The sequence below is a fragment of the Thermoflexus hugenholtzii genome, from assembly GCF_018771565.1.
Lineage (GTDB): Bacteria > Chloroflexota > Anaerolineae > Thermoflexales > Thermoflexaceae > Thermoflexus > Thermoflexus hugenholtzii_A.
Window position 1 is genome coordinate 75,210 of sequence record NZ_CP076326.1, and the last position, 16,542, is coordinate 91,751.

The following is a 16,542-nucleotide window of genomic DNA, read 5'->3' on the forward strand; positions in this document are numbered from 1 at the left end:
AGATGGACGCGCTGTTCGGGTGGTCGTGGCTGATCATCGCCTTCCCGTTGTTGGGCTTCTTGATCAACCTGGTCTCCACCGGCCAGACGCGGGAGCGCACGGTCGGGATCGTGGCCTCGGCGGCCGCTGCGGCCTCCTTCGGGGCCTCGGCCCTGGTCTTCGCCGCCCTGCTGGCCCGCCCGGCGGAGGCCCGTCTGGTGGAGATCTCCCTCTATCGCTGGGCGGCCGTCCCGCCGCTCGCGGTCGAGGTGGGGCTCCGCCTCGATCCCCTCTCCACCGCTATGGCGCTGATCGTGACCCTGGTGGGGACGCTGATCCACATCTACTCCATCGGCTACATGGCGGGCGATCCCCACATCCGCCGCTTTTTTATGTTCCTCAACCTCTTCCTGGCTTCGATGCTCCTCCTGGTCCTGGCCGACAACTTCTTTCTCCTCTTCGTGGGCTGGGAGCTGGTGGGGCTCTGTTCGTATCTGCTGATCGGCTTCTGGTTCGAGGTGCCCTACAACGCATGGGCGGGGCGCAAGGCCTTCATCGCGAACCGGATTGGGGACTTTGGGTTCACGGTGGGCCTTCTGCTGCTCTTCTGGACCTTCGGCACGTTCCGCTACGGGCCGGTCTTTGAGGCGGTGGAGCGGGGGGCGGTGGAGGCGGGCCTGCTCACGCTGATCACGCTGTTGCTTTTCGCAGGGGTGACAGGGAAGAGCGCCCAGATCCCCCTCTATGTCTGGTTGCCCGATGCCATGGCCGGCCCCACGCCGGTCTCCGCCCTGATCCACGCGGCGACCATGGTCACCGCAGGCGTCTACCTGATCGCCCGCGCCCATCCGCTCTTCGCCGCGGCCCCGCTGACCCAGGGTGTGGTGGTCATGGTGGGGGCGGCCACGGCCCTGTGGGCGGCATTGATCGCGGCGGGGCAGTTTGACATCAAGCGGGTTCTGGCTTTCTCCACTATTTCCCAGTTGGGCTATATGGTGGCGGCGGCGGGAGCAGGGGCCACCACGGCGGCGATCTTCCACCTGGGCACCCATGCCTTTTTCAAGGCCTTGCTCTTCCTGGGGGCGGGATCGGTGATCCACGCCCTGGAGCACGCGCACCATCACGGTGGAGGATCCGGCCCCTTCGATCCGAATGACATGCGTCGCATGGGCGGCTTGGCCCGGCGGATGCCGACCACCGCCTGGACCTATGGGATCGGGGCGGCGGCCCTGGCCGGGATCCCGCCCCTGGCCGGGTTCTGGAGCAAGGATGAGATCCTGAACGCCCTCCGGGGAACAGCGGGATGGTCCGCCCTGGCTTACGGGTTGCTGCTCGCCGCGGCCTTCCTCACCGCCTTCTACATGACCCGTCAGGTGTGGATGGTGTTCGCCGGCGCGCCCCGCAGCCCCGAGGCCGCCCATGCCGAGGAGAGCCCGGCGGTGATGACGGCCCCGCTGGGGATCTTCGCCTTCTTCTCCATCGTGGCGGGGTGGATCAACGCCCCCGGCCTGGGCCTGCTCGCCGCCTGGCTGGAGCCGGGGCATCCTCCCGCCTTCCATCCCGAGCAGGCCGCCCTGGCCACCCTCATCGCCCTGGCGGGGGTGGGGGCGGGATGGGCGATCTACCGTCCCCAGGCCTGGCCGGCGGGCGTGGAGGATCCCTTGCAGAAGGCCCTCGGCGCCTTCTTCACCGCCCTGAACCGCAAGCTCTACGTGGATGAGGTCTACGATGCGCTGTTCGTCCGCCCCTTCCAGGGGCTGGCGCGGGCGGTGGCAACGGTGGTAGAGCCTTACGGGATCGACGGGGCGGTGAACGGCCTGGCCCGCCTGGTGGGGATGGCCGCCGCCCAAGCGCGTCGCTGGAGCAGCGGCTACGTGCGGCAGTATGGTCTCTCCGTGCTCTTCGGCGCGGTCTTCCTGCTGCTCTACGTGTTGCTCATGCTGCGCTGAGCGGGAGCCGGATCCCCCTGGCAAAAGCGGACGATCTGCTTTCGGGAGCGAAAGGGGATGCGGGAGTTTCCGATCTTGACGGCGATCCTCATGACCCCCTTGGTCGGGGCCCTGTTGATCCTGGGCCTCCCACGGGAGCGAACGAGGGCCATCCGGTGGACGGCCCTCGGGTTCAGCCTGATCTCGCTGGGGCTGGCCCTGGTGGCCCTGGCCCGTTTGGATCTCTCCCGTCCGGAGCCCCAGCTGGTGGAGCGCTGGGTCTGGGCGCCCGCCATCGGCGCCTCTTACACAGTGGGCGTGGATGGGATCAGCCTGTGGCTGGTGCTGCTCACCGCCCTGATCTTCCCCCTGGCCCTGGCCGCCTCCTGGACCATCGAGGAGCGGGTGAAGGAATACATGGCGCTGATGCTCGCCCTGGAGACCGGGGTGCTGGGGGTGTTCCTGTCCCTGGACCTTTTGCTGTTTTACATCTTCTGGGAATTCACCCTGGTGCCCATGACGCTGCTCATCGGGATCTGGGGCGGCCCGCGCCGGGTGTATGCAGCGGTGAAGTTCTTCCTTTATACGATGGCCGGCTCGGTGTTCATGCTGGTGGCCATCGTGGCCCTCTGGCTCCTCTCCCGCCCGCTGACCGGGACGGGGACCTTCGATCCCCAATGGATGGCCGCGCGGCTTTCCCCGCTGCTCGCCCCGGAGGTCCAGCGCTGGCTCTTTCTGGCCTTCGGGCTGGCCTTCGCCATCAAGGTGCCCATGTGGCCTTTCCATTCGTGGCTCCCGGATGCCCATGTGGAGGCCCCAACGGCCGGGTCGGTGATCCTGGCCGCTCTGTTGCTGAAGATGGGCGCCTACGGGTTCCTGCGCTGGAACTTCACGCTCTTCCCGGCCGCAGCCCGGGAGCTCGCTCTCCCCATCGCCATCCTGGCGGTGGTGGCCATCCTCTACGGGGCCCTGGCCTCTTACGCCCAGGAGGACTTCAAGCGCCTGGTGGCCTTCTCCAGCGTTTCCCATATGGGGTTCGTGATGCTGGGGCTTTCCGCCCTGAACCCCCTGGGGGTGCAGGCGGCGCTGCTCCAGATGGTCAACCACGGTCTGAGCACCGGGGGGCTGTTCCTGCTGGTGGGGATGCTGTATGAGCGCACCCACACGCGGGACTTCCGGGCGCTGGGGGGGCTGTGGAAGGCGCTGCCGCTGTATGGTGGGATCCTGATGGTGGTGGGGTTTTCCTCCATGGGGCTGCCCGGCCTCAACGGCTTCGTGGGGGAGTTCCTGATCCTGCTGGGCGCCTTCGGATCCACAGCCCTGGGGGCGGCGGCCCGCGCGCTGACGGTCCTGGCGGCCTTCGGGGTGGTGCTGGCGGCGGTCTACATCCTGACGATGATCCTGCGGGTGTTGCATGGTCCGCTGCCGGAGCGCTGGCGGGGGTTGCCGGATCTCAACGGGCGGGAGCTGGCGATCATGGCGCCGCTCCTGGCGTTGATTGTGTTCATTGGGCTTTATCCGCATCCCTTCTTCGCGGCGATGCAGGCTTCGGTGCAGCAAACGCTGGCTGCCCTGGCTGGGGCGGCGCTCGCGATGCGTTGAGATCGAGCGAGGGGATCGGGGATGATGTGGACACCGCTGTGGCCGACGATCGTCCTGACGGCGGGGGCGCTGGGGTTGCTCCTCGTGGAAGCCTTCCGGCGTCCGGGATCGGCCCATGGGATGGCCTGGGGGGCCCTGGGGATCACCGGAGCGGGGCTGGGGGTCACCCTCGCCCTGGCCGGCGAGGGGCCCGTCGAGGGGTTCCATCGGATGGTCGTGTGGGATCGCCCGGCCTTCTGGTTCAGCCTGGCCGTCCTGCTTGGGACCGGGATGGCCATCCTGCTGTCGCGCCATTATTTGGTGGATCGGGGGCTGGAGCGCGGGGAGTATTACGCGCTCCTGTTGCTGGCCTCCGCCGGCATGCTGCTGATGGCGGTGGCCGGGGATCTGCTCATCGTGTTCCTGGCCTTGGAGTGGCTGTCGTTTCCCCTGTATGTGCTGACGGGCTTCGCCCGGCCCCGGGCCGAATCGGAGGAGGCGGCCCTCAAGTATTTCCTGCTGGGGGCCTTCGCCTCGGCCTTCCTGGTGTTCGGGATCGCCCTGATCTTTGCCGGGACGGGCGTGACGAACTTGCGGGACCTGGCCGCATGGCTGGAGCGGCCGGATCCCGGGGCCCGGCCCCTGGTCTGGATCGGCGGGGCGCTCCTGCTGGTGGCCCTCGGCTTCAAAGTGGCGGCGGTGCCTTTCCATCTGTGGACGCCGGATGTGTATGAGGGGGCGCCCACGCCGGTGACGGGGTTTATGGCCGCGGCGACCAAGACCGCGGCCGTCGCCGCCCTGGCCCGGGTGCTCCTCACAGGTCTGGCGCCGGCAACGGCTCTCTGGGCGGGGCCGCTGGCGTGGATGGCTGCGGCGACCATGCTGGTGGGCAACATCGTTGCCCTCATGCAATCCGACTTCAAGCGGATGATGGCCTATTCCAGCATCGCCCATGCCGGGTATCTGCTCCTGGGCCTGCTGGGGGAGCCGTCGCTGGCGCTGCCGGGCGTGGTGTTCTACCTGCTGGCTTACGCCTTCGCCACCCTGGGGGCCTTCGCGGTGGCGGTGAGCATGGCAGGCCCCGAGGGGGAGGATCACTCCTTTGAGGCCTACGCGGGGGTGGCCCGCCGCGCCCCGGGGATGGGAGCGGCCATGGCGCTTTTCATGCTCTCCCTCATCGGGGTGCCGCCGACGGCGGGCTTTTTCGCCAAGCTGCTCCTGTTCGCGGCGGCCTGGCAGGCCGGGTGGACAGCCCTGGTCCTTATCGGGGTGATCACCACAGTGATCTCCGCGTATTTCTACCTGCGGGTGGTGGTGGCCATGTGGATGGGCCGGCCGGAGCCCCTTCGTCTCCCGGCCCGCTATCCCTGGGTGCGCGCCTCCGTGGTGATCTCCGGCCTGGGCACGCTCCTCCTGGGCTTCCTCTGGTTCCTGCTAAAAGGGGTGACCCTCTGAACGTTCCTGACCCCTCTGGTGGGGCGCGCCGGATGAATCCGGCCTTAGAAGGCCTGCGGCCGACAGTCGGCATGCGCCAACCGAAAAAGGCATCCTTTGCGTTGGCGGAGGCCGACGCTCGGCGCGGGGCGTGCCGGATGAATCCGACCTCAGAAGGCCTGCGGCCAGCGGTCGACCTGCGCCGACCGAAAAAGGCATTCTTTGCATCTGTGTCGGCGGAGGCCGACGCCTGGCGCGCAAGCGCCGATGAAGGCCGATTTCAATCGGCGCAAAGGCCGGCACGGGGCGTCTATGGGGGGCCGAGTTCCCATCGGTGCGATCGCCATCCCGGCGAGCCTCCCCGATGAAGGCGCATAGACCCATCCGCGCCTCGATGCATGGGCGGTGGCGCGAACCCGTAGATCGATCCGCGCTTGTGTTATAATTTCCCCCTGGGTTAGCGAGGAGGATCTGTGCCCCGGGACCCCTGAAAGGGAAAGATCAGAGAATGTTTGAGGGGCTGACCCAGAAATTCCAGCAGATCTTCGACCGCCTGGGGCGGCGGGGGGTGCTCACCGAGGCCGACGTGGACGCGGCGCTGCGGGAGATCCGCCTGGCCCTCCTGGAGGCGGACGTCCACTACACCGTGGTCCGCGACTTCCTGGCCCGGGTCCGGGAGCGGGCGGTGGGGGCCGAGGTGTTGCGGAGCCTCACCCCGGCCCAACAGGTGATCAAGATCGTCTACGAGGAGCTGGTGAAAACCCTGGGCAGCCCGGCCCCGCTCCATCTCGCGGGCTCCCCGCCCCACGGGGTGATGCTGGTCGGGTTGCAGGGATCGGGCAAGACCACTACGGCGGCGAAGCTGGCCCTGCGCATGCGGAAGGCCGGCCAGCGCCCCCTGCTGGTGGCGGCCGACGTCTACCGCCCGGCGGCCATCGATCAGCTGGAGATCCTGGGAAAGCAGCTGAACATCCCGGTCTACCGGGAAGGGCCGGAGGCGGACCCGGTGGACATCGCCCGCCGCGCGCTGCGGTTCGCCCGGGATCACGGACATACCCTGGTGATCCTGGACACAGCGGGCCGGCTGCACATCGATGAGGAGATGATGGCGGAGCTGGAGGCCATCCGGGCTGCCATCCGGCCGGAGGAGATCCTGCTGGTGGTCGACGCGATGACCGGCCAGGACGCCGTCCGGGCGGCTGAGGCTTTCCATCGGCGGCTGAGCCTGACCGGCCTCATCCTCACCAAGCTGGATGGGGATGCCCGCGGCGGGGCGGCCATCAGCATCCGAGCGGTGACCGGGGTCCCCATCAAGTTCATCGGAGTGGGCGAGAAGCCAGATCAGCTGGAGCCGTTCCAGCCGGAGCGGCTGGCCTCCCGGATCCTGGGCATGGGGGATGTGCTCACGTTGATCGAGCGGGCCCAGGAGGCGGTGGAGGCGGAGAAGGCGGCGGAGATGGCCCGCAAGCTGAGCCGGGCCGAGTTCACCCTGGAGGATTTCCGGGAGCAGCTGCGGATGTTGCGGAAGATGGGGCCGCTCTCCCAGCTGCTGGAGATGTTGCCCGGTTACAGTCAGATGGCTCGAATGCTCTCGCCGGAGGAGGCGGATCGCCAGTTCAAGCGCATCGAAGCGATCATCAACTCGATGACGCCGGAGGAACGGCGCAACCCGGAGATCCTGAACGCCAGCCGCAAGCGGCGGATCGCCCGGGGCAGCGGGACCACCGTGCAGGAGGTCAACCAGCTGCTCAACGAGTTCCGCCAGCTCCAGCGTCTGATGAAGCAGATGAAAGCCGGCCGCGGCGGCTTCCCCTTCCCGTTTTTCCGTTGAGGCCCGGGGACGGCCTGCCGCCCCCTATGACGTTTCCGCTTCGGAACGGGACAGCCTTTGGGTTGTCTCGATAAAACTTCATCCTGTGAGAGGTGGAGATGGTTCGGATCCGACTGCAGCGCATGGGGAAGAAGCACGAACCCACTTATCGGATCGTCGTGGCGGATTCGCGGGCGCCGCGGGATGGGAAGTTCATCGAGATCATCGGGCATTATAACCCCCGCACGGAGCCGGAGACCATCGTGGTGAACGAGGCCCGCGCCCTCCACTGGTTGCGGGTAGGCGCCCAGCCCACGGAGGCGGTGCGGATCCTGTTCCGTAAGACGGGGACGCTGGCTCGCTTCGAGCGGCTGAAGGCCGGCGAGCCGCTGGAGGCGCTGGTCGCGGAGGCCACAGCCCTGGAGGCCGGCACCCGCACCTCCACCCGCTGAGAGGCTGCGATGCGGGCCTTCCTGGAGTTCATCGTCCGGGCCCTGCTGGACGATCCCTCCGCGGTGCAGATCCGGGAGCTGCGCCGGGGGCCGGTGATCCGTTACATCCTGAAGGCGCCGCCCGGCGAGATGGGACGCCTGATCGGCCGGGAGGGACATCTGGCGGAGGCCATCCGTCAGGTCATGCGGGCCGCGGCCCCTCCGCATCGGAAGGTGGATCTGCGGATTGAGCCCCTGGAGTAAGCCGTCGGACCGGGGTTGTCCGCGATGCGGAAGCCGCTCCCCCGTTTCCTCGCCGTGGCCCGGATCGCCCGCCCCTGGGGGGTCCGGGGCGAGATGAAGCTGGAGATCCTCACCGATTTCCCCGAGCGGCTGAAACGGCTCAAGCGGGTCTACATTGGGGAGGAAGCCATCCCCTACGAGGGAGTCCGCTTCCGGTATTACAAGGGGATGGTCCTCATGCGGTTGCCCGGATGCGAGACGCGGGAGGCGGCGGAGGCGTTGCGGGGACGTCTGGTGCTGATCGAGCGGGAGGAGGCCGTCCCGCTCCCGCCGGGGGAGTTCTACGAGCACGAGATCCTGGATATGGACGTCTACACCACCGAAGGGGTATACCTGGGGCGCGTGAAGGAGATCCTCTACACCCGAGCCAACGACGTGTATGTCGTCCTGGGCCCCTTCGGGGAGGTCCTCATCCCGGCCATCCGGGATGTGGTCCGGGAGATCGACGTCGAAGCCAACCGGATGGTGATCTGGCCCATGCCCGGCCTCCTCGATGAGGCGGAGGAGGCGTGAGGCCGGGCCTCCGATCCTCCCTTCCGGCGCTTAAGCGAGACAGGACTTCGGGGTTCCGCTGGCTAACCTTGCTCAAACTCCGTGCCTTATGTCATACTGGAAGCTGAGGATGGGGATGCTTCCCGGGACCCTTCGATCTCTGCGCGGGGAGGGCGCGGATGGCGGAGACGATCCTGGTGGTGGAGGATGAGGCGGAGCTGGCGGAACTCATCCGTCGTTTCCTGGAGCGGCGGGGCTTCCAGGTGGTCCTGGCCTTCAACGGCACGGAGGGCTGGCAGAAATTCCAGGAGCACCAGCCGGACCTGGTGATCCTGGACCTTATGCTTCCCGATATCGATGGGCTGGAGGTCTGCCGGCAGATCCGCGCGGTCTCCACGGTGCCCATCCTGATCCTGACCGCCCGCGCCGCTGTGGAGGAACGGGTGGAGGGGTTGAAGCTGGGCGCCGATGACTACATCGTCAAGCCTTTCTCAATGGAGGAGCTCCTGGCCCGCATCGATGCCCACCTGCGCCGGGTTCGCCTGCCGCCGCCCGGCAAGCGGATCTACTGGCGCTTCGGGGAGGGCGCCCTGCTCATCGATCCCCAGTATCCCCGGGTGATCCTGCATGGGGAGGAGCGGCTGTTGACCGAGACGGAACACCGCCTGCTGTGCTATCTGGCGGAGCGGGCCGGGCAAACCCTCAGCCCCGAGGAGATCGCCCGGAACGTCTGGCCCGACGGCAGCGTGGATCCCCAGAACGTCAAATGGTATATCTGGCGCCTCCGCCAGCGGATCGAGCCGGACCCTGATCAGCCGCGCTTTTTGCTGACGGAGCGCGGCCACGGTTACCGGTTCGCCCTCGGATGACGGAACGCTGGCCTCACCGGGAGCCTGAGCCGCACGGCGGGTTTGTGGTCCCTCCGGGGGGCGGTTGCGCGCCGGAGGGGATGGGCGTCCGGGAGGTGGATGCGGAAGCCTGGATGGCCTTCCTGGAAGCCCATCCGGAGGCGCACATCCTCCAGACCGCCCCCTGGGCCACGTTGAAGGCGGGCTTCGGCTGGCAGGCCCGCCGGTGGCTGGTGATCGAGGGCGGCTTCCCCCGCGCCGGCCTGCAGGTTCTGATCCGCTCCCTCCCCCTGGGCTTTTCCATCCTCTATGTTCCGAAAGGGCCGGTGGGAGACTGGCAACGCCCGGAGGTCTTCCGCTGCTTGCAGAGCGCCCTGGACCGCCTGGCCCGGGAGGTCCGGGCCCTCTACCTGCGCCTGGAGCCCGACGCGGCCGAGGGAGAGCTCACCCTGGACCTTCTCGCCTTCGGATTCCAGCCCGCCCCGCCGGTGCAGCCCCGGCGGACCATCCTCGTCTCCCTCGAGGGAGAGGAGGAGGCCCTGCTTCAGCGGATGCATCCCAAGACCCGCTATAACATCCGCCTGGCCGAGCGCAAGGGCGTGACGGTGCGGGAGGCCGGGCCGGAGGATCTCCCCCGATTTTACGAGCTGCTTCGTCGGACAGCGGAGCGGGATCGCTTCGCCATCCACACCTTCGCGTATTATCGCGCCGCCTACGAACGCTTCGTCCCTCATCTGGCCCGCCTCTGGCTGGCTTACTATGAGGAGGAGCCTCTGGCCGGGCTGATGGCCTTCGCCTGGGGAGAGCGAGCCTGGTATTTCTACGGCGCCTCAGGAGACCGCCACCGGGAGAGGATGCCCACCTACGCCCTTCAGTGGACGGCGATGCGCTGGGCGAAGGCGCGGGGATGCCGCCTGTATGACCTGTGGGGGATCCCGGATGAGGAGCCGGAGATCCTGGAGGCCCAGTTTATGGCCCGCCGGGATGGGCTGTGGGGCGTGTATCGCTTCAAGCGGGGGTTCGGCGGCCGCATCGTCCGCTGGGCAGGCGCCTTCGATCGCGTCTATCGCCCCCGGCTCTACCGCTTGCTTCGGAGGCTGATCCGGGCATGATCCGCTCCCTCCGCATCGAGGATCCGCAGGCCTGGGATCGGGCGCTGCTCCAGCTGCCTTCCCCCCACATCCTCCAGAGCTGGACATGGGGGGCCTTCAAGGCTCTTTATGGCTGGCGGCCCACGCGCTGGCTCTGGGTCGATGCGGACGGACGGGTGCGGGCGGCCGCCCAGGTTCTGTGCCGGGAGGACCGCCTGGGCCTGTTCCGCCTGCTCTACATTCCCCGAGGGCCTCTGATGGATCCGGCCGATGAAGAAGCGGCGGAAGTCGTCCTCCGGGACCTGGAGGCGCTGGCCCGCCGGAGTCGGGGGATCCTCTTGCGGATCGACCCCGAGGTGGTGGAGGCGGAGGGCCCTGCGGAGGAGGGGCCGCGGGCTCCGGTGGCTGCCCCCTTGAAAACTATCCTTTTGCGTCGCGGGTGGCGACCGGCCGCCGAGTCGGTGCAGTTCCCCGCCAGCCTGTGGCTGGACCTGGAGGCGGATGAGGAGACCTTGCTGCGCGGGATGCATCCGAAGACCCGCTACAACATCCGTCTGGCCGAGCGCAAGGGCGTGACGGTGCGGCCGGTGGGCCCGGAGGCCTTCGACCTGCTTTACGAGCTCTACGCGGAGACGGCGCGGCGGGACCGCTTCGTGATCCGACCGCGGGCTTACTACCGGCAAGCCTGGGGGATGTTCTACGAGGCGGGTTGCGCCCGGCCGCTCCTGGCCGAGGTGGGCGGGGAGCCGGTGGCGATGGTGATCCTCTATCGCTTCGGGCCCACCGCCTGGTATTTCTACGGCGCCTCGCGGGACCGCCACCGGGACAAGATGCCGAACCACCGCCTGCAGTGGGAAGCCATCCGCTGGGCCCGCTCGGTCGGATGCCGCCGGTATGACTTCTGGGGAGCACCGGCGGAGCCCGTGGAGTCAGATCCCATGTGGGGAGTATATCGCTTCAAGCGGGGGTTCGGGGGACGCTATGTGCGCTTCATCGGGACCTGGGATTACCCCGTCCGGCCGCTTCTCTACCGGCTTTACACCGAGCTGATCCCCCGCTACCTGGCATGGTTGCGCCGCCGCTACTGGCGCCGGATAGAAGGGGGAGGCCCTACGTAGGGCAACTGCGAGCACTTGCCCTGCATGTATGTGGCCGAAAGCAATCACCTGCCCGGGAAATCCGGAAGGCCCCGAGAGCGGAGCCGGCGGGCTCCCATAGGGCCCGCCGGCTCTGAGAGGAACTGGACCTCATCGGCGCAGGTTTTTTCATTTCAGCTCGAAGGTCCCGCCGGGCTCCAGCACCACCACTTTGAGGCCCTTCACCGCCGCCTTCGCCTTCCGGGCCCAGGCATGGGGGTCCTGCTGGATCAGCTCCCAGGTGTTGTAGTGCATGGGGATGACCACCTTCGGCTTCAGCAGGCGGACGGCCTGGAGGGCGTCGGCGGGCCCCATGGTGAAGTTGTCCCCGATGGGCAGCAGGGCCAGGTCCAGCTTCTCCGCGCCGATCAGCTTCATATCCCCGAAGAGCCCGGTGTCGCCGGCGTGGTAGATGCGGTGCTTGCCCAGATACAGGAGGACGCCCGCCGGGTTCCCCCCATAGGCGCCATCCGGAAGGACGGAGCCGTGGAGGGCGGGGGTCAGCTTGACGCGGCCGAAGTCGAAATCCCGGCCTCCGCCGATGTGCAGCGCCCAGACGTTCTGCACCCCCTTGCTCTGGAACCAGGAGGTGATCTCATAGTTGCTGATCACCAGCGCGCCGGTCCGCCGGGCGATGTCCACCGCGTCGCCCACGTGGTCGGCGTGGCCATGGGTGATGATGATGACATCGGCCTGCACCTCCTCGGCCTTCACCGGAGCCAGGGGGTTGCCGCTCAGGAAAGGATCGATGAGGATACGCTTGCCATCGCTCTCCAGGAGGAACGCCGCGTGGCCATACCAGGTGACCCGAACCGCCATGGGGACCTCCTTTCCGCACGTGGAATGGAAAGTCCGGCTTCCCTTTGTATATACTATAGCACTGCGTCTGCGGACGAGGGTCAGGGGTGGAGGCACCCCCCCGGGCTGCTTCGTTACCTCTCCCCCTGGAGGCGTGAGGATGCCGGATTGGATCCGCTGGCAGATCGAGGGGATCGTTGCGCTGCAGGCGCTCCAGCCGCCCTGGGCCCTCCCGCTGTGGCGGGCGATCACCTGGCTGGGGGAGGAGCAGGCCTTCCTGCTCATCCTCGCCGTGCTGCTCTGGGGTTACCGCAAGCGGGAGGCGCTTTACGCCGCCACAGCGTTGCTGCTGGGAGCTTATCTCACGTTCGTCCTCAAGGACCTCTTCGCCACGCCCCGGCCCTTCCAGGTCGCGCCCGACCGGGTGCAGGTGTGGCTGCCGGGTGGGGAGGCCCTGGGCTACGGGTTGCCCAGCGGGCACGCGCTGAACGCGGCGGCCATGTGGGGGACCCTGGCCGGGATGATCCGCAGCGGGCCCTTCACCCTCTTTGCGGTTCTCCTCATCCTGCTCGTCGGCCTCTCCCGCGTCGTCCTGGGCGTGCACTTCCCGCACGATGTGGTGGCCGGCTGGGCCGTCGGGGCTCTGGTGGCGCTGGCGACCCTGCGTCTGTTCCCCGGGCTGGTTCGGCGCCTTCCTCATTCCGCCCTTTCGAAAGCGGCCCTGGCTGCCGGGGCGGCCCTGGCGTTGTTCCTCCTCCACCCCACCCGGGAGACCGCCGTGCCTCTGGGCGCCTGGCTGGGGATGGCCTGGGGGGTCCTCGTTGAATCCCGGGCCTCCGGGGGATTGGATCCCGGAGGGGTGTGGATGCAGCGCGGCGTCCGGCTCTCGCTCGGCCTGGTCAGCCTGGGGGCGGTTTACGTCCTTCTGGGGATGGTCTTCACCGGCCTCCTTGGGGAGGCCGCCGGGATGCCCGGGCTCCGGTTACTCCGCTACCTCCTGGTTGGCCTCTACGTGACCGCCGGGGCGCCCCTCCTGTTCCTCCGGCTGGGGCTGGCCCGACCACAGGGGACGATAGAGGTCCCCCCGACGGATCCCTCCCCACGGGATCTCTAAGATCACGGTGGTCCCCACGCCGGGCTGGCTCTGGATCTCCAGACGCCCGTTCAGGAGGTGCGCGCGCTCTTCCATGTTGCGCAGGCCAAAGCCGGGCTGGGCCTCCGGCCCGAAGCCCCGACCATCGTCGGCGATGCGGATCTGCAGGCGCCCGTCCTTCAGCGCCGCGGCGATGCGAACGCGACGGGCGCGGGCGTGGCGAACCACGTTGCTCAAGGCCTCGGAGACGATGGCCAGGATGTGGCGGAGCTGGGTCGGAGGGAGCTGGGCGTCGGCCGGGATCTGCCAGTCGGTCTCCACGTCCATCAGGGCGGGGAGCCCGTATTCGCGGATCAACCGCTCCATCCCATCCACCAGGCTGGCCATGGCCGGACGGGCCTGCCACTCCTGCAGGATCTCCCGCAGGCTCTGCACCGCCTGGTCCAGCATGCGGATGACCGGGTCGAGGGTGGCAGCTTGGGCGGGCTCCATCTGGGTCTGGAGGTTGCGGAGCAGGAGCCCGGCGCCGTAGATCATCTGGAGGGTGCGGTCGTGCAGCTCCCGGCTCATCCGCTCCCGCTCGCTGGCCAGGATCTGAGCTTCCTCCAGGCTGCCCAGCCGGCTGCTCAGCTCGATCTCGAAGATCTCCAGAGCCCGCAGCATCCCTCCGACCAGCACGATGCCGGCCAGGCTGCGCAGCAGGAACACCGGGACCCCGAGGAAACGCTCCAGCGTCGCTTCGCTCAGCGGAGGGAAAATCTCCGCCGGTCCGATCAGCCCGGCCAGGACGCTGTAGGCGGCGATGGCGAGGCCGGCCATGCGCAGCATGCTGATGATATGGGGACGGGCCAGGGGAACGAGCAGGTGGAAGGTGTGGCGGCGCAGGGCGTAAGCGGTGAGCATCCCGCCGGGGAAGCCCAGGAGGAGCCGGGCGGCGGCCTCAATATCCATCCGCCAGGCGGGCAGGGGCTGGGGGAGGAGGCTGAGGAGCAGGGCCACGCTTCCCCAGGTCAGGAACAGGCCCCACCCGAGGGAGCGCAGCCATCGCCAGCGGGGGCCCAGTGGGGCCACGATGTCCGCCCCGAACTCAAACAGGCACAGGAAGGCCAGGGCCAGGGTCACCGTCCGGCCGAGGGCCAGCAGTTCCCCGGACGGAACGCGGTCCAGCAGCGGGAAGACCCCGCTCCACTCGTAGAGGGCGTGCAGAAGGCCGAACCCCGCCAGCCAGGGGAGGCTGCGGGCCAGACGGAGCCGGCTCTGGCCCCGGGACTGCAGGAGGAGGATCAGCCCCAGGGTGTAGTAGACCAGTCCGGCGAAGAAGCGCAGCGCCGTCCCGGAATCCGCGTTCAGCGCGCCCTCCTTGGCTTCCCGCGTGCGATTCCTTATCCCCTATTTTGCCATCCCCCGCGGCGAAGCGACTACCAGGGAAGACGGTTCCGGAAGATCCAGTCGTAATCCCACCGATAGCCCTCCGGAGGGATCCGGAAGGCGAAGAGGGGGAAGAGACCCCCACCCTCCCAGAAAACCTGATAGCGCCCCGGGGGGAGCGGCTCCCGCCATTCCCAGATCTCCGCGGCCTCCTCGCCGGCAATCCGGGATCCCGGGAACCATCCCTCCGGGGGATCCAGGGGCCGCATCGTCCCGTCCGGACCCCGGATCCAGAGGCGATGGGTGTCATCCGGGAGCGGGCGGTCCGTCTGCCAGAGGAGGTGCACCCGCAACCGTGGCGTCCCATCCAGGGTCGTCCGCCACGCACCCTGGGGCCGGACGGTGATCCCGCCCGGCAGGGGGATGCCGGAGGCGAAGGCGCTCGCAAGGCGGGGGCGGATCTCCGCTTCTCCGATCTGCCAGGCCTCCGCGCCCTCCGCCGTGCGCAGGCGCCGCCAGCCGGAGCCCAGGCGCTCGTAAAGCCCCACCATCAGGCGATAGCGGCCGGCCGGCAGGAACGGCGGGGCCGCGAGGGCCAGGGTCTGGGTGACGAGCTGCCCGGGCTGCCATTCGGACGTGGGGGGATCCGGCTCTCGATCGACGCCGGCCCGGTAGCGCCCCTGCTCATCCCATAGGTGGAGGAAGACCACGTAACGCCCTTCAGGGATGCCCTCCGCTCGCCAGCGCAGCCCCACCCGGATGCTCCCGCCCGGGTCCGTGACCGGGTCCAGCCAGGCCACCGCTTCCAGGACGATCCCCTGTTCGAAACGAACCCCGGTCGGCCGCCACGGCGCGGGTTCCTCCCAGGGGACGAAGCGAAAGACCTCCGCCATCGGATACCAGGCATGGACGTCGAAGGGGCCCTCCCGGGCGAGGGCCTCAACGACCGGCCGGTAGAGGTCCTGGAAGAAGGTAACGCCCACCACCCAGGTGCGCGTCGGAAGCGAGGAGTCCGCCGGACGGATCGCCTCCAGCGGGAGCAGACGCGGACGGGTCTCCGGGTAGAACAGGGCCATCTCCGCCTGGTTCCAGTAGCCGTGGAAAGCGATCCGGTCCGTCGGATGGGCCATTTCGAAGAGGGTGGCGTAGAGCTCCCGCTGGGCCTCGGCGTAGATCGGCGCGTTGGCGTAAACCGCCCATGTCCGTCCGATCCCGTAGAGCCCCAGGCTCAACAGCAACGGCCACAGCACGCGCCGCCGCGCCGACCCGCCGGCGGCCAGGGCCCAGGCGTAGAGGGGGAGGAGGGGGGCGAAATAGCGGGCCGCATAGAAAGGGAAACGCAGGGTGAGGAGGAGCCCCAGGCCCACGGGCAGCGCCATCGCGCCCCAGAGGCGTCGGGCCCGCCATGAGGCCAGGATCCCCAGGGCGACGGCGAGGGCCCCCAGCATCCCCAGCCGCCCGTCCGCCCCGATCCCGATCCCCAGGGCGCCCATCAGGTTGGCCAGGACCTCCAGGGGGGTGGGACGAACCGGGATGCGGGACAGGGTGCGGACGGTGTGGGCCATGGAGGGGCCGAGGGCCCAGAGGGACCACCCGGCGATGGGGAGGAGGGCCAGGGCCATCCGGCCCAGCTCCCGGAGCCGGGGGCGCCATCCCGGGATCAGCAGGCGCTGGGCCGGGAGGAAAAGGAGGCCGTAAAAGTGGGTGAGGGTCAGGACCCAGGCGCTGAGCAGCCAGCTGCCATCGCGCCGGCGGAGGGCCTGCCGGAACCCCAGGGCGGCGGCGGCGATGGCCATCGGATACATCCGGCCCAGGGTGGCCAGGGCGAAGAACAGCGGGTTGAAGGCCATCAGGAGCACCGCCCCCGCGGCGGCCCGACGCCCGGCGGCCTCCGCCACCAGGCGGTAGGTGAGGGCCAGCGCCAGCAATGCGAAGAACGGCGATACGAACTTGAGGGCGAACGGATGCGGGACCAGGCGGAGCCATCCCCAGAGCACGAGGTAATAGAGCGGCGGATGGCTGTCCCGGGCCACGGCGGCGAGGGTGCCCGGGAGATCGTAGATCCACACGACGGCTCCATGGGCTTCATCGTTGTGGACAAAGGACGCAGGCAGCCCGAGCAGGTAGAAGGCGAAGGCGATCAGGAGGATCCCCAGCGGAGCCCCCAGGGCGCAACATCGCCCCCCTGGGGCCTGGCCTTGATGAATGATCCGAGGCGATGGGTGTTCACGCATAGGCGCTTCGGTGTCG

General features: G+C 68.7%; 13 protein-coding genes and 1 pseudogene. 11 read left to right on the top strand and 3 right to left on the bottom strand.

Going from position 1 to position 16,542, the window contains the following annotated elements:
- Window positions 1-2 precede the first annotated feature (2 nt).
- The 10 genes from nuoL (at window position 3) to KNN16_RS00435 (ending at window position 11,015) form a co-directional block, all read left to right on the top strand.
- Window positions 3-1,928 carry an NADH-quinone oxidoreductase subunit L gene (nuoL, locus tag KNN16_RS00390; RefSeq protein WP_303898013.1) on the top strand — a complete coding sequence of 642 codons (1,926 nt, stop codon included), beginning with the start codon at window positions 3-5 and terminating at the stop codon, window positions 1,926-1,928.
- Between the two features lie 57 nt (window positions 1,929-1,985).
- Window positions 1,986-3,509 carry a NuoM family protein gene (locus KNN16_RS00395; RefSeq protein WP_303898014.1) on the top strand — a complete coding sequence of 508 codons (1,524 nt, stop codon included), beginning with the start codon at window positions 1,986-1,988 and terminating at the stop codon, window positions 3,507-3,509.
- Between the two features lie 21 nt (window positions 3,510-3,530).
- A complete protein-coding gene (locus tag KNN16_RS00400) occupies window positions 3,531-4,943 on the top strand; it encodes an NADH-quinone oxidoreductase subunit N (protein WP_299282341.1) in 1,413 nt (470 codons plus the stop codon).
- 487 nt (window positions 4,944-5,430) lie between these two features.
- A complete protein-coding gene (ffh, locus tag KNN16_RS00405) occupies window positions 5,431-6,753 on the top strand; it encodes a signal recognition particle protein (protein WP_299282344.1) in 1,323 nt (440 codons plus the stop codon).
- Between the two features lie 98 nt (window positions 6,754-6,851).
- Window positions 6,852-7,184, top strand: a complete 333-nt coding sequence (gene rpsP / locus KNN16_RS00410; protein WP_314186292.1) for a 30S ribosomal protein S16 — start codon at window positions 6,852-6,854, stop codon at window positions 7,182-7,184.
- Window positions 7,185-7,193: 9 nt separating this feature from the next.
- Window positions 7,194-7,427, top strand: a complete 234-nt coding sequence (locus KNN16_RS00415) for a KH domain-containing protein (RefSeq protein WP_088571307.1) — start codon at window positions 7,194-7,196, stop codon at window positions 7,425-7,427.
- 24 nt (window positions 7,428-7,451) lie between these two features.
- Window positions 7,452-7,979: a ribosome maturation factor RimM gene (gene rimM / locus KNN16_RS00420; protein WP_299282349.1), complete on the top strand. Its 528-nt coding sequence runs from the start codon at window positions 7,452-7,454 to the stop codon at window positions 7,977-7,979.
- Window positions 7,980-8,137: 158 nt separating this feature from the next.
- Complete coding sequence (locus KNN16_RS00425) at window positions 8,138-8,827, top strand: response regulator transcription factor (RefSeq protein WP_273088656.1); 690 nt, start codon at window positions 8,138-8,140, stop codon at window positions 8,825-8,827.
- 80 nt (window positions 8,828-8,907) lie between these two features.
- On the top strand, window positions 8,908-9,918 hold the full coding sequence (locus KNN16_RS00430) for a peptidoglycan bridge formation glycyltransferase FemA/FemB family protein (RefSeq protein WP_303898017.1): 1,011 nt from the start codon (window positions 8,908-8,910) through the stop codon (window positions 9,916-9,918).
- Window positions 9,915-11,015: a peptidoglycan bridge formation glycyltransferase FemA/FemB family protein gene (locus KNN16_RS00435; protein ID WP_303898019.1), complete on the top strand. Its 1,101-nt coding sequence runs from the start codon at window positions 9,915-9,917 to the stop codon at window positions 11,013-11,015. The genes KNN16_RS00430 and KNN16_RS00435 overlap by 4 nt, the downstream gene beginning before the upstream one ends.
- Before the next feature lie 147 nt (window positions 11,016-11,162).
- Here the strand turns inward: KNN16_RS00435 and KNN16_RS00440 are convergent, their stop codons facing one another.
- Complete coding sequence (locus KNN16_RS00440) at window positions 11,163-11,852, bottom strand: metal-dependent hydrolase (RefSeq protein ID WP_088571302.1); 690 nt, start codon at window positions 11,850-11,852, stop codon at window positions 11,163-11,165.
- A 139-nt stretch (window positions 11,853-11,991) separates the two neighbouring features.
- On the opposite strand from KNN16_RS00440, the gene KNN16_RS00445 reads away from it, so the two are divergent.
- Window positions 11,992-12,945 (top strand): phosphatase PAP2 family protein, encoded by a 954-nt coding sequence (locus KNN16_RS00445; RefSeq protein WP_299282362.1) that lies wholly within the window; start codon window positions 11,992-11,994, stop codon window positions 12,943-12,945.
- A gap of 48 nt (window positions 12,946-12,993) precedes the next feature.
- Here KNN16_RS00445 and KNN16_RS15055 read toward each other — a convergent pair.
- A pseudogene (locus tag KNN16_RS15055) lies at window positions 12,994-13,875 on the bottom strand (sensor histidine kinase); the annotation flags it as partial.
- Window positions 13,876-14,342: 467 nt separating this feature from the next.
- Window positions 14,343-16,526, bottom strand: a complete 2,184-nt coding sequence (locus tag KNN16_RS00455; protein ID WP_303898021.1) for a glycosyltransferase family 39 protein — start codon at window positions 16,524-16,526, stop codon at window positions 14,343-14,345.
- Window positions 16,527-16,542: the final 16 nt, after the last annotated feature.

What these genes read in the sequence shown, in the direction of transcription:
- nuoL (WP_303898013.1), top strand. Translation starts at nt 3, where the DNA reads ATGGACGCGCTGTTCGGGTGGTCGTGGCTGATCATCGCCTTCCCGTTG.
- KNN16_RS00395 (WP_303898014.1), top strand. Translation starts at nt 1,986, where the DNA reads ATGCGGGAGTTTCCGATCTTGACGGCGATCCTCATGACCCCCTTGGTC.
- KNN16_RS00400 (WP_299282341.1), top strand. Translation starts at nt 3,531, where the DNA reads ATGATGTGGACACCGCTGTGGCCGACGATCGTCCTGACGGCGGGGGCG.
- ffh (WP_299282344.1), top strand. Translation starts at nt 5,431, where the DNA reads ATGTTTGAGGGGCTGACCCAGAAATTCCAGCAGATCTTCGACCGCCTG.
- rpsP (WP_314186292.1), top strand. Translation starts at nt 6,852, where the DNA reads ATGGTTCGGATCCGACTGCAGCGCATGGGGAAGAAGCACGAACCCACT.
- KNN16_RS00415 (WP_088571307.1), top strand. Translation starts at nt 7,194, where the DNA reads ATGCGGGCCTTCCTGGAGTTCATCGTCCGGGCCCTGCTGGACGATCCC.
- rimM (WP_299282349.1), top strand. Translation starts at nt 7,452, where the DNA reads ATGCGGAAGCCGCTCCCCCGTTTCCTCGCCGTGGCCCGGATCGCCCGC.
- KNN16_RS00425 (WP_273088656.1), top strand. Translation starts at nt 8,138, where the DNA reads ATGGCGGAGACGATCCTGGTGGTGGAGGATGAGGCGGAGCTGGCGGAA.
- KNN16_RS00430 (WP_303898017.1), top strand. Translation starts at nt 8,908, where the DNA reads ATGGGCGTCCGGGAGGTGGATGCGGAAGCCTGGATGGCCTTCCTGGAA.
- KNN16_RS00435 (WP_303898019.1), top strand. Translation starts at nt 9,915, where the DNA reads ATGATCCGCTCCCTCCGCATCGAGGATCCGCAGGCCTGGGATCGGGCG.
- KNN16_RS00440 (WP_088571302.1), bottom strand. Translation starts at nt 11,852, where the DNA reads ATGGCGGTTCGGGTCACCTGGTATGGCCACGCGGCGTTCCTCCTGGAG.
- KNN16_RS00445 (WP_299282362.1), top strand. Translation starts at nt 11,992, where the DNA reads ATGCCGGATTGGATCCGCTGGCAGATCGAGGGGATCGTTGCGCTGCAG.
- KNN16_RS00455 (WP_303898021.1), bottom strand. Translation starts at nt 16,526, where the DNA reads ATGCGTGAACACCCATCGCCTCGGATCATTCATCAAGGCCAGGCCCCA.